The organism is Vicinamibacterales bacterium, from assembly GCA_036504215.1.
Classification (GTDB): domain Bacteria; phylum Acidobacteriota; class Vicinamibacteria; order Vicinamibacterales; family Fen-181; genus FEN-299.
The window spans coordinates 46,162-68,374 of the sequence record DASXVO010000021.1; the positions used below are offsets into that span (position 1 = coordinate 46,162).

The window sequence follows — 22,213 nt, forward strand, 5'->3', positions numbered from 1 at the left end:
GCCGTCCCTCACCTACCGTCCGAGCCAATAGGAGAACTTCACAAGGAAGACATCGTCTGGCGTCGCGTGGAAGAGGGAGCGTGTGTCGGGGCCGAGGGTGAATTCGCCGGGGCGTGCGAGGTCCTGGCGGTTCTCGGTCCAGACCACGTAGAGCGTGGAGCCGGGTCGGTACTCCCAGCGGAAGATCGCGTTCAGCCGGAGCGACTTGAAGTTGAACGACGGGTCGTCGAGGCGGAACGAGGGCGCCGGGCCCGGTCCGTCGGGATCGACGATGAAGCGCCGTTCGCCTGGCACGGGGGTGATGGTCGTCCCCTCCTCGCCGTAGCTGCGGAAGGCGAAGGCACGAGGGCGGGTGAGCTCTTTGAAGTTCCAGTACCGTCCGGTGGACAGCAGCGGTTGCATGTAGACCTGGAGCGACACCGTCGGCTTGAAGACGATGTTCAGCCGGGTCGTCATCGACACTTCCGTCTGGTCGATGTCGGAGAAGATGTACCGCGCGCCGAAGGTGACTGGCGCGCTCGGATCGGTGACCGTGTTCACGTACTGGGCGATTGCGTGGCTCCTGTAGACGCCCGGTCCGACCGACACGTCGACGGTCGGCGTCGGCTTGACTCTCACGGAGAGCTCGACGCCATCCCCGAAGCCGCCGAATTCGTTCCAGGCGTAGTTCCCCCACAGCCCGACGGTCACCGTCTTCCGGTCGTCGCTGTTGATCGACAGGGACGTGCTGCCCCCGGCCGGCGTCCGCATGCTCGGACCGCCGCGGGTGAGCCGGTCGTCCAACGTCGAGCGGTGGTAGCCGAACTGGCTCACCAGGCCCCAGTAGTTCTTGAACGTCACGCTTCCGGCGGAGTAGACACCGTCCTCCTGAAGTTCGCGATTGAAGTTCCAGTTCCAGTACTTGCCGATCCAGAACATGCGGCTGCGCGACAGTCGGTCGGGGGTCGGCTTGCGCAACAGGAACACGCCGTGCCCTCCCGCAACGTCACCCTGCGTGTGGAACCCGAGGTCGTTCGACTCGAACCCCGGGCTGACGCCCCAGAGCGCGGCGTTCACCGTCCAAGTGCCGCTGTTGCGATTCAGATTCACCCGGCCGGACCAGCCGGACAGCGATGTGCTGTTCGGATTGAGCCGAACCTGCGGCGCGTCGGGCCGCTGGTAGTAGCGTTGCGGCGCGCGCTGGAGACGGAGAATCGCCGCCTGGCTGCCGCTGACTTCGCTGCCGCTGATGCCGCCGGTCACGACCCAGGCGCGCTTGGCGTCGAGGAACACGTATCCGTCGCCGCCCGCGACGTAGGCGCGGTTCACCAGCAGGTCGCCCAGCGACTGGGTTCGCAATCGCCGCTCGACGCTCGTCACGAGGAAGCCGTAGCCCATTCGGGGCTGGTCGCGCTTCACGCGCGCAACCAGGTAGTTGGTTGGCGGTTCCACCTCCTCGTTCCGTTCCAGGCGCCCGTCGGACAGGCGAGCCGACTCGGGGGCCGTGAACGCGTCCAGCAGGCCGATGCTCCAGCCGGTCGTCGTCTTCCCGGTGAGCTTCCCTGCGCCGACGATCGTCGTCGTGCCCGGTTGATCGACGAAGTCGCCCCCGGCGGAGCCCTGAGGGGCGCGGCCAATCCGCCTCGAGTAGAACAACGTCGGCTCCGAGTTGTTGAAGCCGAAGAACGAGTTCGCCCCACCGCGACCGAAGTTCGAGAAGGTCTGCGCGCCTTCGATGAAGAACGGACGCTTCTCCTCGTAGAACGTCTCGAACGCCGTCAGGTTGACCACCGCCGGATCCACCTCGACCTGGCCGAAGTCTGGATTGACCGTGGCGTCGAGCGTCGCGTTGCTCGTCAGGCCCCATTTCAGATCGACGCCCGCGCCACCGGCGAGCCGCGATCCGTCGTTGAACGGGTCGCCGCCCTTCGGCGGCGTGATGAACTCGCCGCGGCTCGTCGCGTACGGCAGCCACTCGACGTGGCGAGACGTGGGAATCCCATCGAGGCCGGTCAGGTGCGCCATCCGCGACGCGAGGCCGTTCTCTTTCTTCGGCACGAGCACCAGCCAGGAGTACTCGTTCTTCCTCTGGACGAATCGCTGGACGTTGATGCCCCAGGTCAGCGACGGTGCCGCGGAGTAGCGCAGTTGCGAGAACGGGATCCTGAACTCAGCCATCCACCCGGTGTCGTCCATCGACACGGCGGAACTCCACACCGCGTCCCACGACTCGGCTCGGCCGGTGTCGTTGTAGATGACGGCGTCGTATTGCCCGCCGGCCGCACTCGAGGCGAACTCGAACCCGGTGAAGTGATCGTGCCGGGGATCCAGGCAGACCATCACCCAGTCGGCGTCGGGGACGGTGTCACGGCGGGCGAGACGACGGGTGATCCGGGAAGGGCTCGAGTCGAACAGGTGGAGGCCGACGTAGAGCGCACGGTCGTCGTAGAGCACGCGGACCTCGGTGCGCTCGGTCGCCGGCTTTCCTTCATCGGGATCGCGCTGGAGAAAGCCGCCGACCAAGGGCGCCGTCTTCCAGGCCTCTTCGGAGAGGCGGCCGTCGATCGTGATGCCCGTCGCACGAACGGCGCGGACCTCCGGGAGTGGCGGGACCTGCGTGGATGCGGCACCGATGGTGGCCCGCGCCACGCCGATACCGATCACGACGAAAACAGACGCGGTGCGGATCATTCGGGATCTTTAGACGTGGGGGACCGTTGCTCGGTTGGACACCGGAGCCTGGGAAAGGCTCCATCGGGTGGTCGTGGGGGCTGGTCTGCTATCGATGGGGGCGGGCCGTCGGCCAGCGGGGGTGTGACTCCGTGTCCGCCCAGCTTGGACTGCGCCCGCTCACGCTCGGCGCGCCGAGAGCTCGGCGACGCGACGTTCGATCTCGGCCATGGCCTGTGCGAGCTGCTCGCGCCGGACCGGGTGTGACGTGGCGTTCGATTGGCGCTCGAGCTCGGTATGCGCGAGCCGGAGCGATTCGAGCTTCTGCTCGCGCTCGGGATCCGTCACGACCCGGCGGCGCCCGTTGCGGCGCTGCTCCAGTTCGTCCAAACGATCCTGGATGCGCGCCTGAGCATCCACCAATCCTTCCGCGCCGTCCCCCATAATCTCCTCTCAGCCCCGCCACCGTACCCGTCATCGACCAGAATCTCAGTATAGCATCGCCTTCGTTCCCGTCTCCGCGCGATCACCTTCGGAAGGACGGGCTTTCCGAACCGGGTCGCCAAGCCGGAGCCGACGCCCTCGGCTGGGTGCAGCAAGTTGTGACGTCAGAAGCGGGAAGGATGTTCCGCGCGGACCTCAGCCTCGCGCGATCGACACGGCGAGCAGCAAGTCGTAGTAGGTCGTCTTGAGGCGGTCGGCGCCGTGGGCGATCGCCGTGCGGTCTTTCGCGGCGAGCGCCTTTGCCATCTGCGCGAGCGCCGCACTCGCCTGGGCCGCCGCCGCCTTCCACGTGGCGGACGCGGCAATCGGACCGGCGAGGCCCTGAGCCGCGCGCCAGGCCTGCAGTGCGGACTGCAGATCCTCGTTGATGTCGTCGAAATCCCTTCCTGTAAGACGGATCTCGTTGCGGCCCACGACGTGCCCGGCGACACGCTCGACGGCTTCGTGATAGTCGGAGAGATGATCGTCGAACGTCGCCAGCTGGTGGCGTTCCCGAACCTCACGGAGCACCTGGCGCACCTCTTCGAGGTCCGCGTGCGCACCCGACATGTCCCGGCGGCGCGCCGCGGCGCGGGCCTCCGCGATGAGCGTCGTCACACGATCGACCGCCACGGGCCATTCCGGGTCCTGGCCGATCTCGGCGGGCGGAGTCGTGCGGACCTCGCGTGAGGCGCTCGCCCACCGAGACGCGAACAGGATGAGCTGACGGTTGGTGGCGTCGATGTTGCCCCGGGAGCTGGCAACGAGCGCCGCGTAGTACGGGCCGAGCGCGTGCTCGATCACACCGTTGGCATCGGCCGCCAGTGCGGGCGAGGCACTCAGCAGGACCGTCAGCGCGCAGAGGAGGCTCCTGGATCGCATGGTCCACGTCCGAGAGGAAACCTGAAACAAACGGAGATGCCCGCTCCTTCTTCTACTTCGTCACGAGCGCGACCGCCTTGTCAATCGCGTCCTGCAGCATCGAGGGATCCGGGGCATCGATGAACTTCTCGCGCATCAGCAGATCGATGATCGCGCGAGCCTCCTTGATGTCGGCGAGCGTCCCGTTGTAGACCGCCTCGCGGGTCGGGGTGATGCGCGCCACCCCGTTGGCGATCGCCGTCATCGCGACGTCGGCCGCTTCCTCGGCAAACATCTCGGTCTCGTCCATCGTCGGCATGATGTAGTCGGGGCTGAGGCCCTTCTTCTGCGCGAAGTTGGCGACCGAGTACGCCGCGGCGATCGCCATCTCGTCGGTGATCTTCCGCGCACGGACGAGCAGCGCCCCCTTGAGGATCCCCGGGAAGCCCATCGAGTTGTTGACCTGGTTGGGGAAGTCGCCGCGGCCGGTGGCCACGATGTACGCGCCGGCCTCCTTCGCCGCATACGGGTAAATCTCAGGCACCGGGTTGGCGCACGCGAAGACGATCGGCTTGGCCGCCATCTGGCGGATCCACGCCGGCTTCACGGTGTCCGGGCCCGGCTTGCTCAGCGCGATCAGGACATCCGCGCCCTTGAGCGCCTCTTCGATGTCGTTCACGCGGCCGGGATTCGTCTTCTCGCACAGTTCCCACTTCCGGTAGAACGCGGCGTCCGCCTTCACGTCGTCGCGCCCCTTGTGCAGGCCGCCCTTGGTGTCGAAGAGGATCATCTTCTCCGGATCGCCGCCAGCCATCAGGATCAGCCGCGCAATCGTCGTGTTCGACGCGCCCGCGCCGTAGTTCACGATGCGAACCTTGCCGATGTCCTTGTTGACGATCCGCAATGCGTTGATCAGGCCGGCCAGCGTCACGCTGCCGGTTCCCTGCGCGTCGTCGTGCCACACCGGGATGTCGCACTCCTCTCGGAGGGTGTCGAGCACCTTGTAGCAGTTCGGCTGCGAGATGTCTTCGAGGTTCACCGCGCCGAAGCTCGGCTCCAGCATCTTCACGAACTCGATGATCTTGTCCGGGTCGTGCTTGCCGGCCTTGTTGTAGCTGTTGACGCACAGCGCCACGCCGTCCACGCCGCCCAGGTACTTCATCAGGAAGGCCTTGCCCTCCATCACTCCGAGCCCACCAGACGGCGAGCAGTCGCCGTCGCCCAGCACCCGCGTCGAATCGGAGACGACCGCCACCAGGTTGCCCCGATTCGACAGCTCGAACGAGGTGTCGTGGTTGTCGCGAATGGTCGTGGAGATCGCCGAGACGCCCGGCGTGTACCAGACGTTGAACCAGTTGAAGCCATAGATGCCGGCCTTCGGCATCGTCACCATCTTGCCACCGTAGAAACGATGCGCCGACAGCGACAGCTCCTTGAGGAAGGCCGTCTTCGCCTTCGCCAGTTGCTCCTGGGTGAAGGTCGGCGGGAACAACTCGTTCAGTTTCGAGAGCGTCAGGTCGATCGTCTTCATCGTGGTCTCCGGGAAATCAGGTGAATGGCGCATGAACGGGATAACTCGGCGGAGAATAGCACATCGGCGCCGCACAACACACCGTTCGGCGTGAGCCAGTGCCCGCAGGTCCTTCGGGGCCTCGGCGAACCAACGCCAGCTCAGCCGATGTGTAAATGAGGCGCTGGTTGGGTCAATGATTGGTCAGTCGCCAGACGGTGTCAACCGGCACATCACACGGACGGGCGGGGCGGGCGCCTGATGATACCTTTCAGGTCGTCCCGGCGGCGGCCGGCCAGCACGAACGTTCGGAGGGAGAGACTGCCATACCGGAATCCCTCGTAGATGTCGTACAGCCGATCGCCGGTCGCCGCAGCGCCGACGACGAACAGGAGCGGCTCGAAGTGCTCGGGCGTCGGCACCGATTCGAGCGCATGCGGCGCGCGGCGCCGATACGCCGTCAACGCGGCCACATCGAGCCGGCCCGCCTGGTCGCGCGCCCACTCATCGAAGCCAAGCGCCCACGGATCCGGCACTTCGGTCTCGACGCTGAACCGCAGGCGATGGAGATTGTGGACCATGCCCCCGCTGCCGACGAGGAGAATGCCGCGTTCGCGCAGCGGTGTCAGACATCGGCCCATCTGGACGATCTCGTCGGGTTCCGCCGGCACCGGCAGGGACACCTGCACCACCGGGACGCGGGCGCTGGGGTACGCGATCGACACCGGCATCCAGGCGCCGTGGTCGAGGCCGCGGGTCTCGTCGGGCACGGCCTTGATCCCGGCCCGCTCGAACAGCGCCAACACCTCGTCGGCGAGCGTGACGCTTCCCGGGCAGGGATAGACGACCCGCTCGATCCTCGCCGGCATGCCGGTGAAGTCGTAGAGCAACTCGGGCCGCGGGTTGCGGGTGACACGGATCGGATGGAGCGACTCCCAGTGCGCCGAGACCACGACGATGCCATCCACGCGGCCCTGTGTGCACGCAAATCGGCGCAGGGCGTTGCCGTAGTCGTCGTCGAACAGTGTATTCGGGGCCCCGTGCGAGACGAACATGGCGGGCACGCGGCCAGTCGGAGACCGCCGACGCTCGGGTCCCGGATAGGCCTGGGTGTCCGTCATCCCAGATTCTCCCGCACCATCCAGCCCATCATGGTCTCCCGAACCGCGGCGAAGGCCTCCTTCACTGGCGCGAGCAGGGCGGCGGCAGCCACGAGATCGCCGCTGGCGGCCGCCTGCTCGAGGTCGAACGCGACCTGCTGCAGCCCGGTCGCGCCCGCCGTTCCCGACGACCCCTTGAGCGAGTGGGCGAGACGGCGCAGCGTCGGGCCGTCACCTCCGGCAAGCGCCTCGTCCATCGCCACAAACTGCCTCGGGGTGTCGTCGAGGAAGATCTGGAGCACTTCGACGAAGATCTCCACGTCGCCGCCGACCCGCGCGAGCAACGCGCCGCGATCGAGTTCCGTCGCGGGCCGGACCGGGACGGCCGCCAGCGTGGGCGCCTCTGCCGGAGCGACCGTCGCGCCCTGCGCCTCGGGCTGAGGATCCGTCGTCGTCCACCGCGCGATGGCGGCGGCCAGTTCGTCCGATTTGATTGGCTTCGACACGTAATCGTCCATACCCGACTCGAGACAGCGCTCGCGATCGCCTTTCATCGTGTGAGCCGTCATCGCAATGATGGGAATGCGCGGGTTGCGGACGCCACCGTGACCCAGACGGATCTGTCTTGTCGCCTCGAAGCCGTCCATCTCCGGCATCTGGACGTCCATCAGCACGAGATCATACGGCATCGTGCCCAGCGCCTTGAGCGCCTCGGCACCATTCGCCACCGCATCGACGCGGTGCCCCATCTTCTCGAGAACCTTGGTCGCCACCTTCTGGTTGGTGATGTTGTCCTCGGCGAGCAGCAACCGGATCTTGCGGCGGGCGGCCTCGGCCAGCGTGAAGCGGGTGACGATCGGCTCGCCGTCAACCGGACCTTCCTCCTGGCGGCCCGCCAGCGTTCTGAGCAACGCCAGGAGCTGCGAGGCCTTGACCGGCTTGGTCAGGTAGCCGGAGAAACCGATTTCCTCGAGCCTGCTGACTTCGCCGCGCCGGCCCGCCGACGTCATCATGACCAGGGCGGTGTCCTTGATCAGCGGGTCTGCTTTGATCCGGCGCCCCAGTTCGTCACCCGCGACGCGGGGCATCACCATGTCGAGGATGGCGACGCGGTAGGGATCCGTGTCGTGCGCCGCCTGCCTCAGGAGGGCGATCGCCGATTCCCAGCCATCCACCTCGTCGTGCCGGCAATGCCAGGATTCGAGCAGCCCAGCCAGCACGCGTCGATTCGTGCCGTTGTCGTCCACGCCGAGGACGCGAAGTCCTTCGATCTCGGCCAGGGGCGGAGGGTGCCGGCGCGCGGCGAGGGGTTGAACCGCGAACCGGGCGGTGAACCAGAAACTCGAACCCGCACCCGCCTCGCTTTCCACTCCCACCTGGCCACCCATGAGCTCCGCGAGCCGGCGTGAGATCGAGAGGCCCAGCCCGGTGCCGCCGAAGCGGCGCGTGGTGGAACTGTCGACCTGCGTGAATGGTTGGAACAGCGTGCCGAGCTTGTCGGCAGGAATGCCAATCCCGGTGTCGTGGACGACGAACCGCAGGAGCACGTCCTCGCCGCTCACCTCGTCCGCGCTGATGCTGAGCGTGACCTCGCCGACCTCGGTGAACTTGATCGCGTTGCCGACCAGGTTGGTGACGACCTGGCGCAGCCGGCCCGGATCGCCGCGGAGAGACATCGGCACGTCGGGCGCCACCAGGCACGCCAACTCGAGCCCCTTCTCGTGTGCCCGGATCGCCAGGATGTCGATCATGTCCTCGAGCGTCGTCCCGAGGTCGAAGTCGAGGACTTCGAGGCCCAGCTTGCCGGCTTCGATCTTCGAGAAATCGAGGACCTCGTTGATGATGGACAGCAGCGAGTCGGCGCAGTGACGGACGGTGTCGGTGAACTCCTGCTGCTCGGCGGTGAGGCGCGTATCGAGGAGCAGCCCCGTCATGCCGATGATGCCGTTCATCGGCGTCCGGATCTCGTGGCTCATGTTGGCGAGGAACTCGCTCTTCGCGGCATTCGCCACGGCCGCTTCCTCCGCGAGACGGTTGGCGCGCTCGACCGATCGCTGGAGTTCGCTGTTGGCCGCCTCGGTTTCCTCCTTGGCCTTCCACAACGCCTCGTCCACCTTGAGCCGTTCGGTGATGTCGCGGATGATCCCGACCGCGTGCCACCGGTCGCGCAGCCGCACGGCCGAGGCTGACAGTTCGACCGGGATCTTGCTGCCGTCCTTGTGGCGGGCGTGGATCTGCTGCCCTGACCCGATGAAGGGGCCCTCGCCCGTCATGCGGAACTGCGCGAATCCAGACAGGAACGGTGTCTCGTGTTCCTCGGGAATGATGAGTGCGTAGAGCGGTTGCCCCTCGGCCTCGTCGCGCGTGTAGCCGAACAGCCGTTCCGCCGCGTCGTTCCAGACCGTGACGCGCGAGTCCTGATCGATCATGATGATCGCGTCTTCGGCCGCCGCGCTGATGCTGCTGAAGATCTCCTCCCGCTCGCGCAGCGCCTCCTCGGCTCGCGTCCGCGCCGTCATGTCGATCGCCACGGCGAGCAGGAAGCGCTGTCCCGCCAACTCGAATCCGTCCATCGACAGCGCGACATCCCGGATCTCGCCCGAACCCGTCCGGAACTGCATCTCGAAGTCGCGCATCGTCGCGCGGCCGGTCAGCGCCTGTTCGACTGCCTCCCGTGCGGTGGTATCGACGATCAGCTCGAGATCATCAACGCTGCGGCCGACGACATCCCCGCGGCCGTTGCCGACCAGTCCCAGCCACGCGTCGTTCACCTCCACGATTTGGCGGTTGTCCGTCCAGAAGATCGCCATCGGCGCCGGATTGGACTGGAAGGCCTTTTGAAACCGCTGCTCGCTCTCGCGCAGCGCCTCCTCCGCCTGCTTGCGCGCCTGCGCATTCGACAGGACATCCGCGACGATTCGCAGCAGCGTGACCTCGTCCTCGGGCCAGTCGCGGTGGCGCTCGAGGACCTCGAGAACCAGGAACCCGGTGACGATGCCACGGTGGTGCACCGCCACGCAGAGAAACGCGCCGATCCCCTGCTCGAGCATCGATGCCCGTTCGATGGCCGCCGTCTCCGGCATGAGCTCGACGCGCGGGACCATCACCACGCCGCTCTTCTCGATCGTGGACCAGAGCCACGGGTAGTCGGCGAGCGACGCGTCCTGCAGCGTCGCCAGGTGGGATCCGGCCGACGGCGCACACCACTCGTGGGTCAGGCTGAACCGTGTGCGATCGGGCCTGAGGTGGAAGAGTTGCGTCCGATCCACCTCCAGGAACATGCCAACCTCTCGCAGCGCCTCGCGCGTCGCGGCGTCCACGCGTTCGGTCCGCAGGCCGAGAAAGCGCGCGGAGATGCCGAGGATGACCTGCGTGAAGCGATGTCCGCGTTCGAGCGCCAGTTGCGTGCGCTGGCGGTCAGTGATGTTGGTGGCGATGCCGACCATGTGCGTCAGGCGACCGTCACCGTCGATGACCGGATTGAGCACGACCTCGATGATCGAGCCCAGGCCGTCGCCGCGCACGTAGCGCGTTTCGACCGACGCGCATTCACCCTGCCGGCAGCGGCGGGTGACCGCCTCGATCGGGCCCCGCTCGTCGGGCGGCCACAGGTCCGCCAGTCGGCGTCCGGTGATCTCGGATTCCTTCAGCCCGAACACCTCCAGGCCGTGTCCGTTGATCGTCAGGCACCGCTCGTCGTGGTCGAGCAGCATGATGCCGTTTGGCGAGCCTTCGACCAGACTCCGATATTGGCGTTCCGACGCGGCGGTGCGCGCGCTCGATTCGGCCATCTTGCGCTTTGCGACGAAATACGCGAGCAGGAGCGCGCTGGCGAGGCCCGTCACCACCATCGGTGCGAGACGCGCCCGCGCCACGCCGCGCCGCCAGTCGGACGGGCGCACCTGCAGGTCGAGCGCGGAAGTCAATCTCCCGTCGGCCGGGCTCCGGATGGGGACGAGCGTGGAGATCGTCGTGGCGTAGTCGTGCACCTGCGGGAGGTTCCGCTCGCCGAGGAAGAGGCCGACCGGGCCCACGTCCGGCAGCAGGTATCGATCGCCCGGAACCGCCGGCTGGTCCGGACCTCCCGTTCGACCGCTGGCCGTTGCCTGCACGAGATAGAAGAACGCGCCGCCCCGAAGGCCGATGAGCGAAGCCGCCTGCACGTCGGAGTCTTGTTGACACACCGCGGCAAGCCCGCGGTGCAACACCTGGTACGTCTCCGTGACCGTGTCGGCCGACGAACCCGAGAGTTGTTCGAGAAGGGTGACCGGCAACATGGCGGCTACCGTGGACGCCCGCGAGACGAGCGTCCGACGTTGCTCTCTCGCCTGGACCGAGCCGACGGCCTGCGTCGCGATCCACCCGCCCACGAGCACGAGGACGATGGTCGATGTCAGCCCGTGTCGGTGGCGCATCCAGGGAGATGGCGCTGCCGTCGACATCGTCCCCCCCCGGACTCGACAGAGGTGCAGCCACAACGAAACCGTGACGCCGGCAGCCAGAATCGCTCGCAGGTACTGCAGGGGCACGCCGACCGTCCAGCGGTAGACCTCGGCGTCGAGAATGGTCGCGGGCAGGGCCGGGCGCCCCGTCGAGAGCATGGAGGCAAGGCCGAAGAGGGCCAGGCCGCAGCCCGCGACACGCAGAGGCCGTCCGAGGTCGCCCCGGGCCCGCGCCGCGCCAATCAGGGACCAGGCGGCCCAGACACTGGCTGGCGCCGCCAGCACATAGCCGAGAGCGGTTTGCGCGCCGTCCAGTCCCCATTGCCACCCACTCAGTGCGAGGGCGACCGCAGCCGCCGCTGGCCAGAGGCGGGATCGCGCCAAGCGCCCCGGAGACCCCTGCCGGGCGAACTCCAGGAGGCAGGCATATGCCCCCGCCAGGCCCACAAGCCTGGCCACGTCGAGAACGCTCGAGCCACCGACCACCGGGCCAAGGATCTCCATGCCCTCGACGAGCCCGAGGACAACGCCGAACAGACCCAGCCACGACCAGACAGCCTTCCCCCGGCCATCCGCCGCCAGCGCACCCGCGGTGGCGGCCAGGAGGACGAAGGCCAGCCCGCAGGAGAAGTGGACGTAATCGAGCTGCTGGGCGAGAAATTCGATCATTGAGTCCCGGGCAGGGGAATACCGCGTAGGTACGGCACACCCCTACACCATTCTTTCGGCTTTGTCCTCAACTTCAACAGTCCGTAGGTCATCCGGCCGAAAGACGGAGTTCGCTGCAAGGGGTTCGGGCGGGGCGTGGAATCAGGGAATTAAGTCCGCCCCCGGGGTGAATTAGTCTCCGATTTAGACCCCCGTGGTCCATAACACAGCCATATCGATGATGGCATGAGTCTCGCTTACCTCCGTGACGACCCATTCCAACCCCCGTTGTGGGAGCCCCCAAGCCTTCGCCCCGACGACAGAGACAAGGTGACGCGTTCCATTTCGCGACATGGGAGGCGTGACCGTTTGAGCGTGGCCCCCATTGCGGCGGTCCAGCCCTCGGACCGCCGCAACCACTTTCTTCCTTCCGCCTTCCACCTTCCACCTTCCGCCTTCATCCTTCCTCCTTCCGCCTTCATCCTTCCTCCTTCCGCCTTCATCCTTCCGCCTTCATCCTTCCTCCTTCCGCCTTCATCCTTCCTCTTTCCTCCTTCCTCCTTCATCGTTCCTCCTTTCTCCTGCTATCCTGTCGCCCATGCGCCGACTGGCGGCTGAACCGCTTCATGTCCTGCCGGACTTCGTCGGGCGCCCGATTGCGTCGCCCGGGCGACGCCTGGTGGCGTTTGCCATCGACACCGTGCTGCTCGTGATTCCAACAGCCCTCGCCGGTGTGGTGGTCGCCGGGATGATCCTCTACGCCACCGATCGACCGGCCTACCATGCGCTCACGCGGATCAAGAGCGGAGGTGCCAGGGATCCCTCGGCCACCCGAGCGACCCTGCGCGACCTCGCGCCGCTCCTGGTGCGCCTGGAAGCACCTGGCCTTCCGGCGGCAGCCATCGAGGCCACGGAAGCCGGTGAACTCGACAAGGCCGCCGCTCTGTTGGGCGAGTTCAATTACGTCTTGTCGCTGAAACTGACTGAAGGCGAGAACACCAAACCGCTGCCGCCAAAGACGATTCGCATCGACGTCGAACGGATCATTCCCCCGGTGGCGCGTGGGATCGCGCTGTTCGCCGTGCCCGCCTTGTACTTCACGCTCTTCACGTGCTCCTCGCGCGGGGCGACCCCCGGCAAGCGTCTCGCCGGAATCCGCGTCGTCCGGCTCGACGGCGAGCGCTTGTCGTGGCTCGAAGGCCTCGAGCGGTTCATCGGCTACGTGCACATCCCCGCCACCCTGTGCCTCAGCGTGCTGGATCTCTGGCGCGATCCGAACCGTCGCCTCCCGCACGACCGCACGGTCCACACCGCCGTCATCGCCGTCCGGTCGCGGGCGGCGACGCGGGCGACGCAGCCCGCGGCGGTCTGATGGCTCCCGCGCCGGCGACGCCGACACTCCGCGTCAGGACCATCCTCGGGTTCTGGACTCCCCTGGCCGCCACGTGGTTGATGATGGCGATCGAGGGTCCGTACGTTGCGGCCATCATCGCCAGGCTGGCCGATCCGGTCCGCAACCTCGCCGCCTACGGCGTCGCCTTCTCGTTTGCGTTCATGGCCGAAGCGCCCATCATCATGATGATGACGGCGGCCAACGCGCTCGTCGCCGATCGGGAGTCGCTCGTCGCACTGCGCCGTTTCATGATCCGATTGAACACGGCGTTGACCGTGGCCATGCTCGTCGGTCTCTTCCCGCCCGTCTTCCGTTTCGTCACGGATCGTCTGATTGGGCTCCCCCCTGACGTCGCGCAGCTCACGCACGTCGCCACGTCGTTCCTCGTCCTCTGGCCGGCCGCGATCGGGTATCGCCGCTTCTACCAGGGGATCCTCGTGCGGCACCGCATGCCGCGCCGGGTGGCCTATGGGACGGTCATCCGCCTGGGAACGATGTCGGTCGTCGGGGGAGGGCTGGCGATTGCCACGACGCTGCCCGGCGCCTACGTCGGTTCGCTCGCGCTCGGCACAGGAGTGATTGCCGAAGCCGCCGCCAGTCGCTGGATGGCCCGGGCCATTGTCGAGCGGTTGCTGCACGAGGTGCCGAAGCCCGGCGCACCACGGCTGACGATGGGTGAGATCGCACGATTCTACGTGCCGCTCGCGCTGACCTCGTTGCTGGTCATCGTGGTCAACCCGTTCGTCACGTTCTTCCTCGGCCGCAGTCGCTCGCCCATCGAATCGCTGGCCGTGCTGCCTGTGGTGACTGGCTTCGTGTTCATCTTCCGCAGCGGGGCCATCGCCTACCAGGAGGTTGGAGTGGCCCTGACGGGCGCGAATCGTGAGCACGAGGGCCCGGTCGGCCGGGTGGCACTCGGCCTCGCGTCGGTCTCGACCGCGGCCATCGGCCTCGTGCTGTTCACGCCGCTCGGCCCCGCCTGGTTCGAACGCGTGTCCGGCCTGTCGCCGCAACTGTCGGCCTTCGCCCTGTGGCCCGCACGCGTCCTCACGATCGTGCCTGCGCTCGACTATCTTCTCAGCGTGCAGCGGGCGCTGCTCGTACTCGCGCGGCGTACTCGGGTCATCAGCGTGGCGACCGCCGCTGAGGCTGCCACCATCCTCATCGTCCTTGCCGGCGGCATCGCCGGTCTCGACATGGTCGGCGCGATTGTCGCCAGCGCCGCCATCGCGCTCGGGCGCCTGGCCGGCAATCTGTTCCTGCTCGCGTCGGCGCTCGGGTCGGGCCGACGGCCGGTCGCGACCTGACCGTGGATGTGAGCGAGGCCGGCGGGCGGCTCTCCCGCTCAGCTTTCGTTCCTCACTGCCCACCATCCTCCCCTATCGCCATGGCCTTGTCTTGACGAGAAATCAATAAGCAGGGATACCAGACATCGAGGGCGTGCTATGTCGATGCGTCGAAGGGCGATCGGACTGGTCCTCGTCGGGCTCGCGGCTGCCGCCGTGGCGGCAACCATGTGGCTCCACGCTCGCCAGACGCCGCCCGCGACCGTCCGCGTGGGTTACCGCCACTCTCCTCCTTCCTACCTCGCTCCCGAGGGAGCGCCGCCCGGAGGTATCGCCGTCGACACCATCGCCGCGGCGGCCGCCCGCGGCGGCGTCACGATCAAGTGGACGCGGATCTCCGGCGATGCTCTGGCGCCGCTCCAGAGCGGGATCATCGACGTCTGGCCCACTCTCCCGCTGGGCATCGACACCATGGGCCTGCACGTCACCGAACCCTGGCTGCAGAGCACCTTCGTGCTGATCACGCGCGAGGGCAGCCATATCACCAGCGCGCGCACCGCGGCCGGACGACGGGTGGCGCATCTCCCGAGCCGACGCGGCCTCGAGGACGAGATCTTGCGGCGCGCGGTGCCCGGTGCCACCTATCTCGCCGTCGAGGACGCGGCGGTGCTTCCGGCCGTCTGTTCCGGGACTGCGGACGCCGGCTTCATCGAGGGACGCCTGGCCCAGTGGCTGCTGCTGAACCGACCGCCCGCTTGCGCGGATATTCCTCTGGCGTTTGTCGCGCTCGAGGGCGCCGGACTGTCGTACGCCATCGGCTCCACAGTCGCTGCCGGCCCCGTGGCCGACCGGCTCCGGGCTGAGATCGCACGCATGGCGGAGGACGGCACCCTCGCGTCGATCCAGTCCAGGTGGTCGATGGCCGCACCGAACGAAACCGGCCTCGCGACGGCTCTCGAGCGCGCCAGGCAGCGCGCCCGCTGGTCTCTGTACGGCGGCGCCGCTCTGGCCGTGGCGCTGCTGCTGTCGCTCTGGCAGATCCGACGGAGCGTCCAGGCCGCGCAACTGGCCGAGCAGGCGTCGCGGGCGATGAAGGACTACGCGTCGCAGCAGGAGCGCTATCGTCTGCTGTTCGAGCGAAACCTGGCTGGCGTCTTCCGGTCAACGGTTGATGGCCAGGTACTGGAGTGCAACGACGCGTTCGCGCGCATGCTCGGGTACTCCTCCCCGGCCGAGGTCGTGGCTCAGCCGGCCCTCACCCTCTATCCCGGCCCGGCCGATCGGCAGCGATTCGTGTCGCGGGTTCTCTTGAACGGCAGCGTGACCAACGTCGAGAACCAGGTACGTCGACGGGACGGGTCGGCGGGATGGCTGCTCGAGAACGTCAGCGTGTTCCGACAGGGCAACGGGCACGCGACGGTGCTCGAGGGGACGTGCATCGACATCACGGAACAACGACGCCTGGAAGAACAGTACCGCCAGGCGCAGAAACTCGAGAGCGTCGGCCGTCTGGCCGGCGGCGTCGCGCACGACTTCAACAACCTCCTGACTGCAATAACCGGTCACACCGAGTTGCTCCTGGCGGACGTCGGCGAGACGAGCCCGTACCGCGTGTCGCTCCAGGAGATTCGGAAAGCCAGCCACCGTGCCGCATCTTTGACGCAGCAGTTGCTCGCCTTCAGCAGGAAGCAGATCCTCCAGCCCGTGGTGCTGAGTATCAACGACGTCGTCGACGACACCTGCCGGCTCCTGACGCGCGTCATCGGCGAAGACATCGAGCTGACCACGCGCCTGGACCCTGGGGCCGGCACCGTTCGCGCCGATCCCGATCAACTCGCCCAGGTGTTGATGAACCTCGCGGTCAACGCGCGGGATGCCATGCCAGGCGGGGGCCAGCTCACCTTCGAAACCCGCCCGGTGCTGGTGACTCCGGCCGACGTGCAGGACGATGCAGACGCGGTGGTCGGTGCCTGCGTGCGCATCACGGTATCGGACACTGGCCACGGGATGGACGCCGAAACCCAGCGCCGCCTCTTCGAACCCTTCTTTACGACGAAGGAGCAGGGAAAGGGCACCGGGCTCGGGCTCTCCACCGTCTATGGCATCGTCAAGCAGAGCGGCGGCCACATCCGGCTTCGGAGCGAAGTCGGGAAAGGAACGCGATTCGAGATCGACCTGCCGAGCGCTCCGACGGTGGCGGACGGGAACGGCTCGACTGCGCCCAGTCAACACGGATCCGGGGAGAGCCGGTAGGACCGCGGTTCAAGGTCCGGCTCGACCGGCCGAATATCTAGACGAGAGGTTTGCCATGGCGGATGAGTTCGCGAGCGTCACCTTCACGGTCAACCGGACGAACCGGGACCTGCCGCGCCGGGATCCCCAGCAGCAGGACTCGCGCCGGCGTCCACCCAAACACTCACCTCCAGCGGCCGACCCTGCCGTTTCGGCGGCTGTACCGGGAGACGAGGCCCCGACGGTTGGCTCTCACCTGAACGTCCGCGCCTGAACCGCCTCGCGGCCATCTTCCTTCCTGCTGTCCGCGCCTCGTTCTCGGCCTTCCGTTTCCCGTTCCCCGTTCATCGATCGCCGTCGTCATTTTCCATTTCTCACCTTCGGTCTTGCACCATAATTGCAGTGGATATGGAGGACGACCATGTCGCTCGTTCGCTCCCGCCGTTCGGAGATCCCGATGGCCCTCGTGCTCGCGATCCTCATTGCGGCGCTGGCGGCCTGCAGCCAGAACTCCCGCCTGAAGGCCCGATGCATGTCGGGCGACGTCACCGTCTGCACCCAACTCGGCGACATGTTCGCCACGGGAAAGGGCGTGCCACGCGACATGGGGCGCGCCGCGGAGATGTACGAAAGGGCCTGCGGCGGCGGGGCGGCGGATGTGTGCAATACGCTCGGTGAGATCTACGAGAAGAGCGGGGCGATCGAAGGAGGCGTGGAGCGGTCCACGCAGATGTTCCAGCGCGGGTGCGATGGGGGCAGTTCGGCAGGCTGCCTCAACCTGGGTCTTGCGTTTGCCGCCCGTGAGGACAAGGTACGGGCCGCCGGGCTCTACGAGAAGTCGTGCAGCGGCGGCTGGGCGCCAGGCTGTCATCAACTGGCAGTCAGCTACGAGCAGGGGGAAGGCGTGGCAAAGGACGTCACCCGCGCCATCGGGTTCTATACCCAGGCGTGCGACGGAGAGCACGTGGAGAGTTGCCTGGCCATCGGCAATCTGTACGCAGCGGGTGAGCTGGTGCCGAGAGACATGGCGGCTGCGATCCGGATGTACGGCAAGGCACTCGCACTCCACGAGCAGTCGTGCGCCGCGGGCAGCCAGAACGACTGCACGGAGCGCGATCGCATCCGCAACCGCATCATGATCCTGTCGGCCGCGCCGCCCGCGTCACCCGGCGCGACCAAAGAAGGCGGAGTCCGCTGAAGGGCTGGCGCTCGCGGGGCTCGTCGCACGCGATGGCTCACGTTGAGCGGGGGTCGGTAGCCTCCTCTGCCTGATACGCGCTCGACATCTGCAGGTGGTCGTTCATGGCCGCGGATGCGGCCTCGACGTCGCGCCCTCGGATCGCCTGGTAGATGCGGCGGTGCATCTCCGACGAGTCCCGGAGGTTCCGCTCGGTCGCCCGCTCGGCCGTCTCGCGCCTCCGGCCGTAGTACAGCTCCGACACCATCTCCACCAGCGTGGCGACAATTGGGTTACCCGAAGCTGCCGCCACGGCCCGGTGGAAGTTGATGTCGTGCACCAGGAAATCCTGCGGATCGTTCATCGCCGCAAACAGGTTGGCGACCTCCTCAGCGAGCGTCGCCAACTCCTCGGGGGTTGCTCGACTCGCCGCCAGGGCGGCGGCGCCGACCTCGAGAATCCGCCTGGCCTCGTACATCTCCTCGCGGGTGAACCCGTGCAGGGCCGCCAGGAAGCCGAGCGGCTCGCTTCCAAGCGTGGGAGGGCCCGCGGGAATGAACGTACCCGAACCGTGACGGGAGCGGACCACCCCCATCGCCGAGAGTGCCCGAAGGCCCGCGCGGACCGTCGGTCGGCTGACGCCTATCTGAATCGCCAGGTCCCGTTCGGCCGGCAGTCGGTCGCCCGGTTTCAACTGGCCGCGTTCGATGAGCGTTCGGACGTGGGCGACCACGTGCTCCGTGCTGCCTTCGCTCGTCCGTTCGGCCGGGTACCGGCCTCGAGCCGTGCTGCTCATCATCGGTCTGATCCCGTCGCGGTTCCGTGCCGTCAGAAACTGACCTTGATGCCCAATTGCACGTCCCGCGGGAGGTTGCGCTGCTGGTCGAACAAGCCGAAGGTGGCCTTCGTCGGGTCAGTGCCCGGGTTCCAGAAGACGACGTAGTTGAGCGCGTTGATCGCCTCGATGCGCGCCTGGATCCGCACGCGGCTCCCGATGCGGAAGTTCTTGGACGCGCCGAGATCGAACAGGTGGATCGCCTGGTTCCGGATGCCGCCGATCGTGGACGGGAAGTACCGGGCGTTCCCGCTGCCGAGCGAGATCCGCTTGTCGGATATCTGCTTCTTGAAGTCGTCCACGCCGTTGGTCTGCACGGTGGCGTCGTGGAAGTAGAAGTTCGTCAGGTCCCACGCGGGCGTATCCACGCCGATGATCCCGCCGCTCGCGTCCTTCTTGCCGATCGTGGCTGCCAGCGTCGTCGGATCGCCGTTGTAGTAGATGGAGTTGCCGAAGACCACCGGCGCGCCGCTCTGATACTGGTACGTGCCCTGGACCTGCCACCCGCCGAGGATCGCATCGAGGGCGCCGTTCCAGCGCTTGCCCCATTTGCGGTCCCTGCCGAACGGGAGTTCGAAGATCCCCGCGGCCGTCACCCGGTGCGGGCGATCGTCCGGAGACAGCCGATCATCGAGCTGTGTGTCGTACGGATTCAGATAGGAGCTGCGTTCACGAAGCCGCGAGTAGGTGTACGTGCCAAGCAGGTTGAAACCCTGCGAGAACCGCTTCTCGATCCTGAACTCGCCCGCGTTGTAGGTACTCGAGCCGCCGTAGGTCTCGATCGCGACGCGGCCGAACTCGGGGTATGGCTTCAGCAATTGCGACCGTGCGATGGTCGAGCCATTGAAGCTCGTGCCCGGCAGCAGACCGGCAAACGGGTTGGTCACCGTCCCGCTGAGATACTTCTCCTGGTTGTCGTCGCGCGCCAGACTGGTCGAGACGTACTGCTGCGGGATGGCGTTCAGATCCGTGCGCACACCGAGGTTCGATCCGCGCAGGCCCACGTAGTAGGCCTCGACGACGATCTTGCCGGGCAGTTCACGCTGCAGGCCGACCTGGAACCGCGAGTAACGGGCCTTGGTGCGGTCGTACTGGATGAGGCTCGCGCTCGACGTCACCAGGTCGCGGCCGTTCGACGTCGCGAGCCCCTGGCTCGATCCCGGCGGCGTGCCGAGGCCGGACGGGAACGGCCTCGCCAGGTTCGCCGCGAAGGTCAGTCCGGAATCGTTCGTCGGTACGATCAACGTCGGCTGCGAGTAGCCGGTCTGGTTGATCGCATCCATCAGGAAGGGCGTGGTGTACAGGCCCCACCCCCCGCGCAGGACGGTCTTCTCGGTCAACTGATACGCGCCGCCGACGCGCGGCAGGACCGCGCTGGTGTTCGCCCACGCCTTCGGATTCGCGCTGTCGGTGAACAGCAATCCACCGCGGACGGCGAACTGCGAGGCCGGCACCTCGGCGATTGGGGCTTTGGCATACGCCGCCTTGGCCGCGGCCTCGACGGGGTTCGAGCTGGTCAGATCGAACCCGCGCAGGTTCTGGCCGTTGGCTTCCCTCAACCCGATCTCGTACTCGAAGCGCAGGCCGAGGTTCAGCGTGAAGCGCCGTGACACCTTCCAGTCGTCCTGAACGAAGAGGGCGTGTCCCATCGCGTTGTGGTCGCGGTCGACGTTGACATCGATCAAAGACTGGGAACTGCTGGAGGAGGGCACGCCGAGCATGAACGCCGCGAGACCCTGCCCCATCTGGCCGGACACTGAGTTATTGAGCCGCGTGTAGTCGGTGCTGAAGTAAATCCGGCCACCCATGTACCCGTCGTCACTTCTCTTCTCGCGGTTGTACCGCATGTCGTAGCCGGCCTTGACCGAGTGGCTCCCGAAGATCGCCGTGACCGTGGGCAGGAACGACATCGTGTAGAACGGCCGCTCGAAGCCCATCTTGTAGTCGGACCGGAGCGAGCCGAGCGTCGCATAGCCGTTGATGTCGACCCGCGGAATGTACTGGTAGCCGCGCATCAACTCCAGCGTGGCGGCCGGAAAACCGAGCTGGGCCGGATCGAACGTCGATGCGGGCTCGCGCCACTCGCCGAACTTCTGGTAGCTGCCCCGCAGGTCCACGATCAGGTTGTTCTTCACCACGCGCGTGTAGCCAAGGGTCACACCGTCGTTCGACCGGTTGTCGTAACCCTTCGTGATGTCGAAGTTGTTGACCGTGCCCGCCCAGTTGTAGCGATCCTCCAGGCGGTAGTTGCGATACCAGGTGCCGAACACGCGGTTGTTCGCGTTGAAGTTGTGATCGACGCGGACCAACTGCGCGTTGTAACTGTACGTGCGGTCCTGGGACGAGTAGTAGTTGTTCGTGCCGTCGGCCAGGCCCGTCCGATTCGGGAGCGGGTAGTACGCCATGATCTTCTTGGCGATCGCATCGATCCGTTCCGGCGGAATGACGTTCCCGGTGAACGGCGTGCGGACGATGGCACTCCCGACCTTCTTGGCGGAGTAGGGATCGTAGATCTGGATGCCGAGCGGCAGCAGTTCGGAGAAGTCACCGGTCCGCTCCTTCACACTCGGGACCGTGTACATCGTCGGCTCCGCGGAGCGGTCCTTCAGGATCTCCGACGAGAACATGACGAAGGTCTTGTTCTTCACGACCGGGCCGGCAATCATGCCGGTGAACCGGTTGTACTTTCGTGGATCGATGGGCTTCCCTTCGCGCTGGGTGAAGAAGAGGGCGGACGTGCGGCTGTCGTCGCGGTTGAAGTAGGACGCCGCGCCCCTCAAGCTGTTCGTGCCGCTCTTGAGCGCAAGGTTGACGGTCGCACCCGCCGTGTGGCCGACCTGGGCGTCGAAGGAGTTGGTTTCGACCTTGAACTCCTGAACGGCCTCCGACGGCGGCGAGAAGCCCACCCGTTGATCGGAGACGATGTTCGGCGCGCCGTCGAGCGAGAAGTCGTTGCCGCCCTTCGCGCCGTTCGAATTGAACGCCCCGAGGTTCGCGTTGTCGCCCGGGCGGGTGAACTTCAGGTCGGTGGTGTTCGACACCCCCGGCGCGAGCTGGCTGAGCATGTACGCCGTGCCGTCGCCGAGTGGCAGTTCGGTCACCTGCTTCGAGCTGATGATCTGTCCGGTGGACCCGTTGGCGAGGTTGAGCTGTGGCGCCTCGGCGATGACCTGGACGGTCTCGGTGATTCCCCCCGTCTCGAGCGTGAGGTTGATGGCCAGCGTGTCGCCGACCTGCACCTGGATGCCGCTTCGCACGAGCTTCTTGAAGCCGTCGAGCTCGGCGGTGACGCTGTACTTGCCGGGATTCAGGAACCGCGCCTCGTATTCACCGCGGGCGCTCGTCACAGTCGTGACGGCGACGTTGGTGTCGACGTTGGTCACCGTCACCGACACGCCCGGCAGGATGCCGCCCGTCGTGTCGAGAATCACCCCCGTGATGTTGCCGCGGAACTCCTGCGCCGCCACCGGTGCGACGAGCAGCCCGAGGGCTACGATGAGAAAGAACAGGAGGTTCACGCATAGAGACCGCCCGCCGTGAGACCACATCACAACCTCCTCGCGCCAACAAGATCAAATGGTAAGACCACTATGAGTA

The 22,213-nt window shown here is 66.8% G+C and carries 12 protein-coding genes; 4 read left to right on the top strand and 8 right to left on the bottom strand.

Annotated elements, in window-relative coordinates; all coding sequences use genetic code 11:
* Positions 1-12: 12 nt before the first annotated feature.
* From VGK32_04965 to VGK32_04990, 6 genes are all read right to left on the bottom strand, one after another.
* On the bottom strand, positions 13-2,670 hold the full coding sequence (locus tag VGK32_04965) for a DUF5916 domain-containing protein (protein ID HEY3381096.1): 2,658 nt from the start codon (positions 2,668-2,670) through the stop codon (positions 13-15).
* Between the two features lie 159 nt (positions 2,671-2,829).
* On the bottom strand, positions 2,830-3,093 hold the full coding sequence (locus VGK32_04970; protein HEY3381097.1) for a hypothetical protein: 264 nt from the start codon (positions 3,091-3,093) through the stop codon (positions 2,830-2,832).
* Positions 3,094-3,288: 195 nt separating this feature from the next.
* Positions 3,289-4,014, bottom strand: a complete 726-nt coding sequence (locus tag VGK32_04975; protein ID HEY3381098.1) for a hypothetical protein — start codon at positions 4,012-4,014, stop codon at positions 3,289-3,291.
* 52 nt (positions 4,015-4,066) lie between these two features.
* Entirely contained in the window at positions 4,067-5,524 is a 1,458-nt protein-coding gene (locus VGK32_04980; GenBank protein HEY3381099.1) for an NADP-dependent malic enzyme, read from the bottom strand.
* Positions 5,525-5,736: 212 nt separating this feature from the next.
* On the bottom strand, positions 5,737-6,624 hold the full coding sequence (locus tag VGK32_04985; protein HEY3381100.1) for a class III extradiol ring-cleavage dioxygenase: 888 nt from the start codon (positions 6,622-6,624) through the stop codon (positions 5,737-5,739).
* Entirely contained in the window at positions 6,621-11,714 is a 5,094-nt protein-coding gene (locus VGK32_04990) for a PAS domain S-box protein (GenBank protein HEY3381101.1), read from the bottom strand. Before VGK32_04990 ends, VGK32_04985 begins: the two co-directional genes overlap by 4 nt.
* A 577-nt stretch (positions 11,715-12,291) precedes the next feature.
* Here VGK32_04990 and VGK32_04995 point away from each other — a divergent pair.
* The 4 genes from VGK32_04995 (at position 12,292) to VGK32_05010 (ending at position 17,802) form a co-directional block, all read left to right on the top strand.
* Positions 12,292-13,065 carry an RDD family protein gene (locus tag VGK32_04995; protein ID HEY3381102.1) on the top strand — a complete coding sequence of 258 codons (774 nt, stop codon included), beginning with the start codon at positions 12,292-12,294 and terminating at the stop codon, positions 13,063-13,065.
* Complete coding sequence (locus VGK32_05000) at positions 13,065-14,393, top strand: hypothetical protein (protein HEY3381103.1); 1,329 nt, start codon at positions 13,065-13,067, stop codon at positions 14,391-14,393. Before VGK32_04995 ends, VGK32_05000 begins: the two co-directional genes overlap by 1 nt.
* A gap of 138 nt (positions 14,394-14,531) precedes the next feature.
* Positions 14,532-16,625 (top strand): ATP-binding protein, encoded by a 2,094-nt coding sequence (locus VGK32_05005; protein HEY3381104.1) that lies wholly within the window; start codon positions 14,532-14,534, stop codon positions 16,623-16,625.
* A 400-nt stretch (positions 16,626-17,025) separates the two neighbouring features.
* Positions 17,026-17,802: a tetratricopeptide repeat protein gene (locus VGK32_05010; GenBank protein ID HEY3381105.1), complete on the top strand. Its 777-nt coding sequence runs from the start codon at positions 17,026-17,028 to the stop codon at positions 17,800-17,802.
* 37 nt (positions 17,803-17,839) lie between these two features.
* Here VGK32_05010 and VGK32_05015 read toward each other — a convergent pair whose 3' ends face one another.
* Positions 17,840-18,580, bottom strand: a complete 741-nt coding sequence (locus VGK32_05015; GenBank protein HEY3381106.1) for a FadR/GntR family transcriptional regulator — start codon at positions 18,578-18,580, stop codon at positions 17,840-17,842.
* Positions 18,581-18,609: 29 nt separating this feature from the next.
* Positions 18,610-22,134 carry a TonB-dependent receptor gene (locus tag VGK32_05020; protein ID HEY3381107.1) on the bottom strand — a complete coding sequence of 1,175 codons (3,525 nt, stop codon included), beginning with the start codon at positions 22,132-22,134 and terminating at the stop codon, positions 18,610-18,612.
* Positions 22,135-22,213 lie beyond the last annotated feature (79 nt).

Coding starts and splice junctions, on each gene's coding strand:
- VGK32_04995 (HEY3381102.1), top strand. CDS start 12,292: ATGCGCCGACTGGCGGCTGAACCGCTTCATGTCCTGCCGGACTTCGTC.
- VGK32_04985 (HEY3381100.1), bottom strand. CDS start 6,624: ATGACGGACACCCAGGCCTATCCGGGACCCGAGCGTCGGCGGTCTCCG.
- VGK32_05010 (HEY3381105.1), top strand. CDS start 17,026: ATGTCGCTCGTTCGCTCCCGCCGTTCGGAGATCCCGATGGCCCTCGTG.
- VGK32_04980 (HEY3381099.1), bottom strand. CDS start 5,524: ATGAAGACGATCGACCTGACGCTCTCGAAACTGAACGAGTTGTTCCCG.
- VGK32_05000 (HEY3381103.1), top strand. CDS start 13,065: ATGGCTCCCGCGCCGGCGACGCCGACACTCCGCGTCAGGACCATCCTC.
- VGK32_05005 (HEY3381104.1), top strand. CDS start 14,532: ATGTCGATGCGTCGAAGGGCGATCGGACTGGTCCTCGTCGGGCTCGCG.
- VGK32_04975 (HEY3381098.1), bottom strand. CDS start 4,014: ATGCGATCCAGGAGCCTCCTCTGCGCGCTGACGGTCCTGCTGAGTGCC.
- VGK32_04990 (HEY3381101.1), bottom strand. CDS start 11,714: ATGATCGAATTTCTCGCCCAGCAGCTCGATTACGTCCACTTCTCCTGC.
- VGK32_05015 (HEY3381106.1), bottom strand. CDS start 18,580: ATGATGAGCAGCACGGCTCGAGGCCGGTACCCGGCCGAACGGACGAGC.
- VGK32_04965 (HEY3381096.1), bottom strand. CDS start 2,670: ATGATCCGCACCGCGTCTGTTTTCGTCGTGATCGGTATCGGCGTGGCG.
- VGK32_04970 (HEY3381097.1), bottom strand. CDS start 3,093: ATGGGGGACGGCGCGGAAGGATTGGTGGATGCTCAGGCGCGCATCCAG.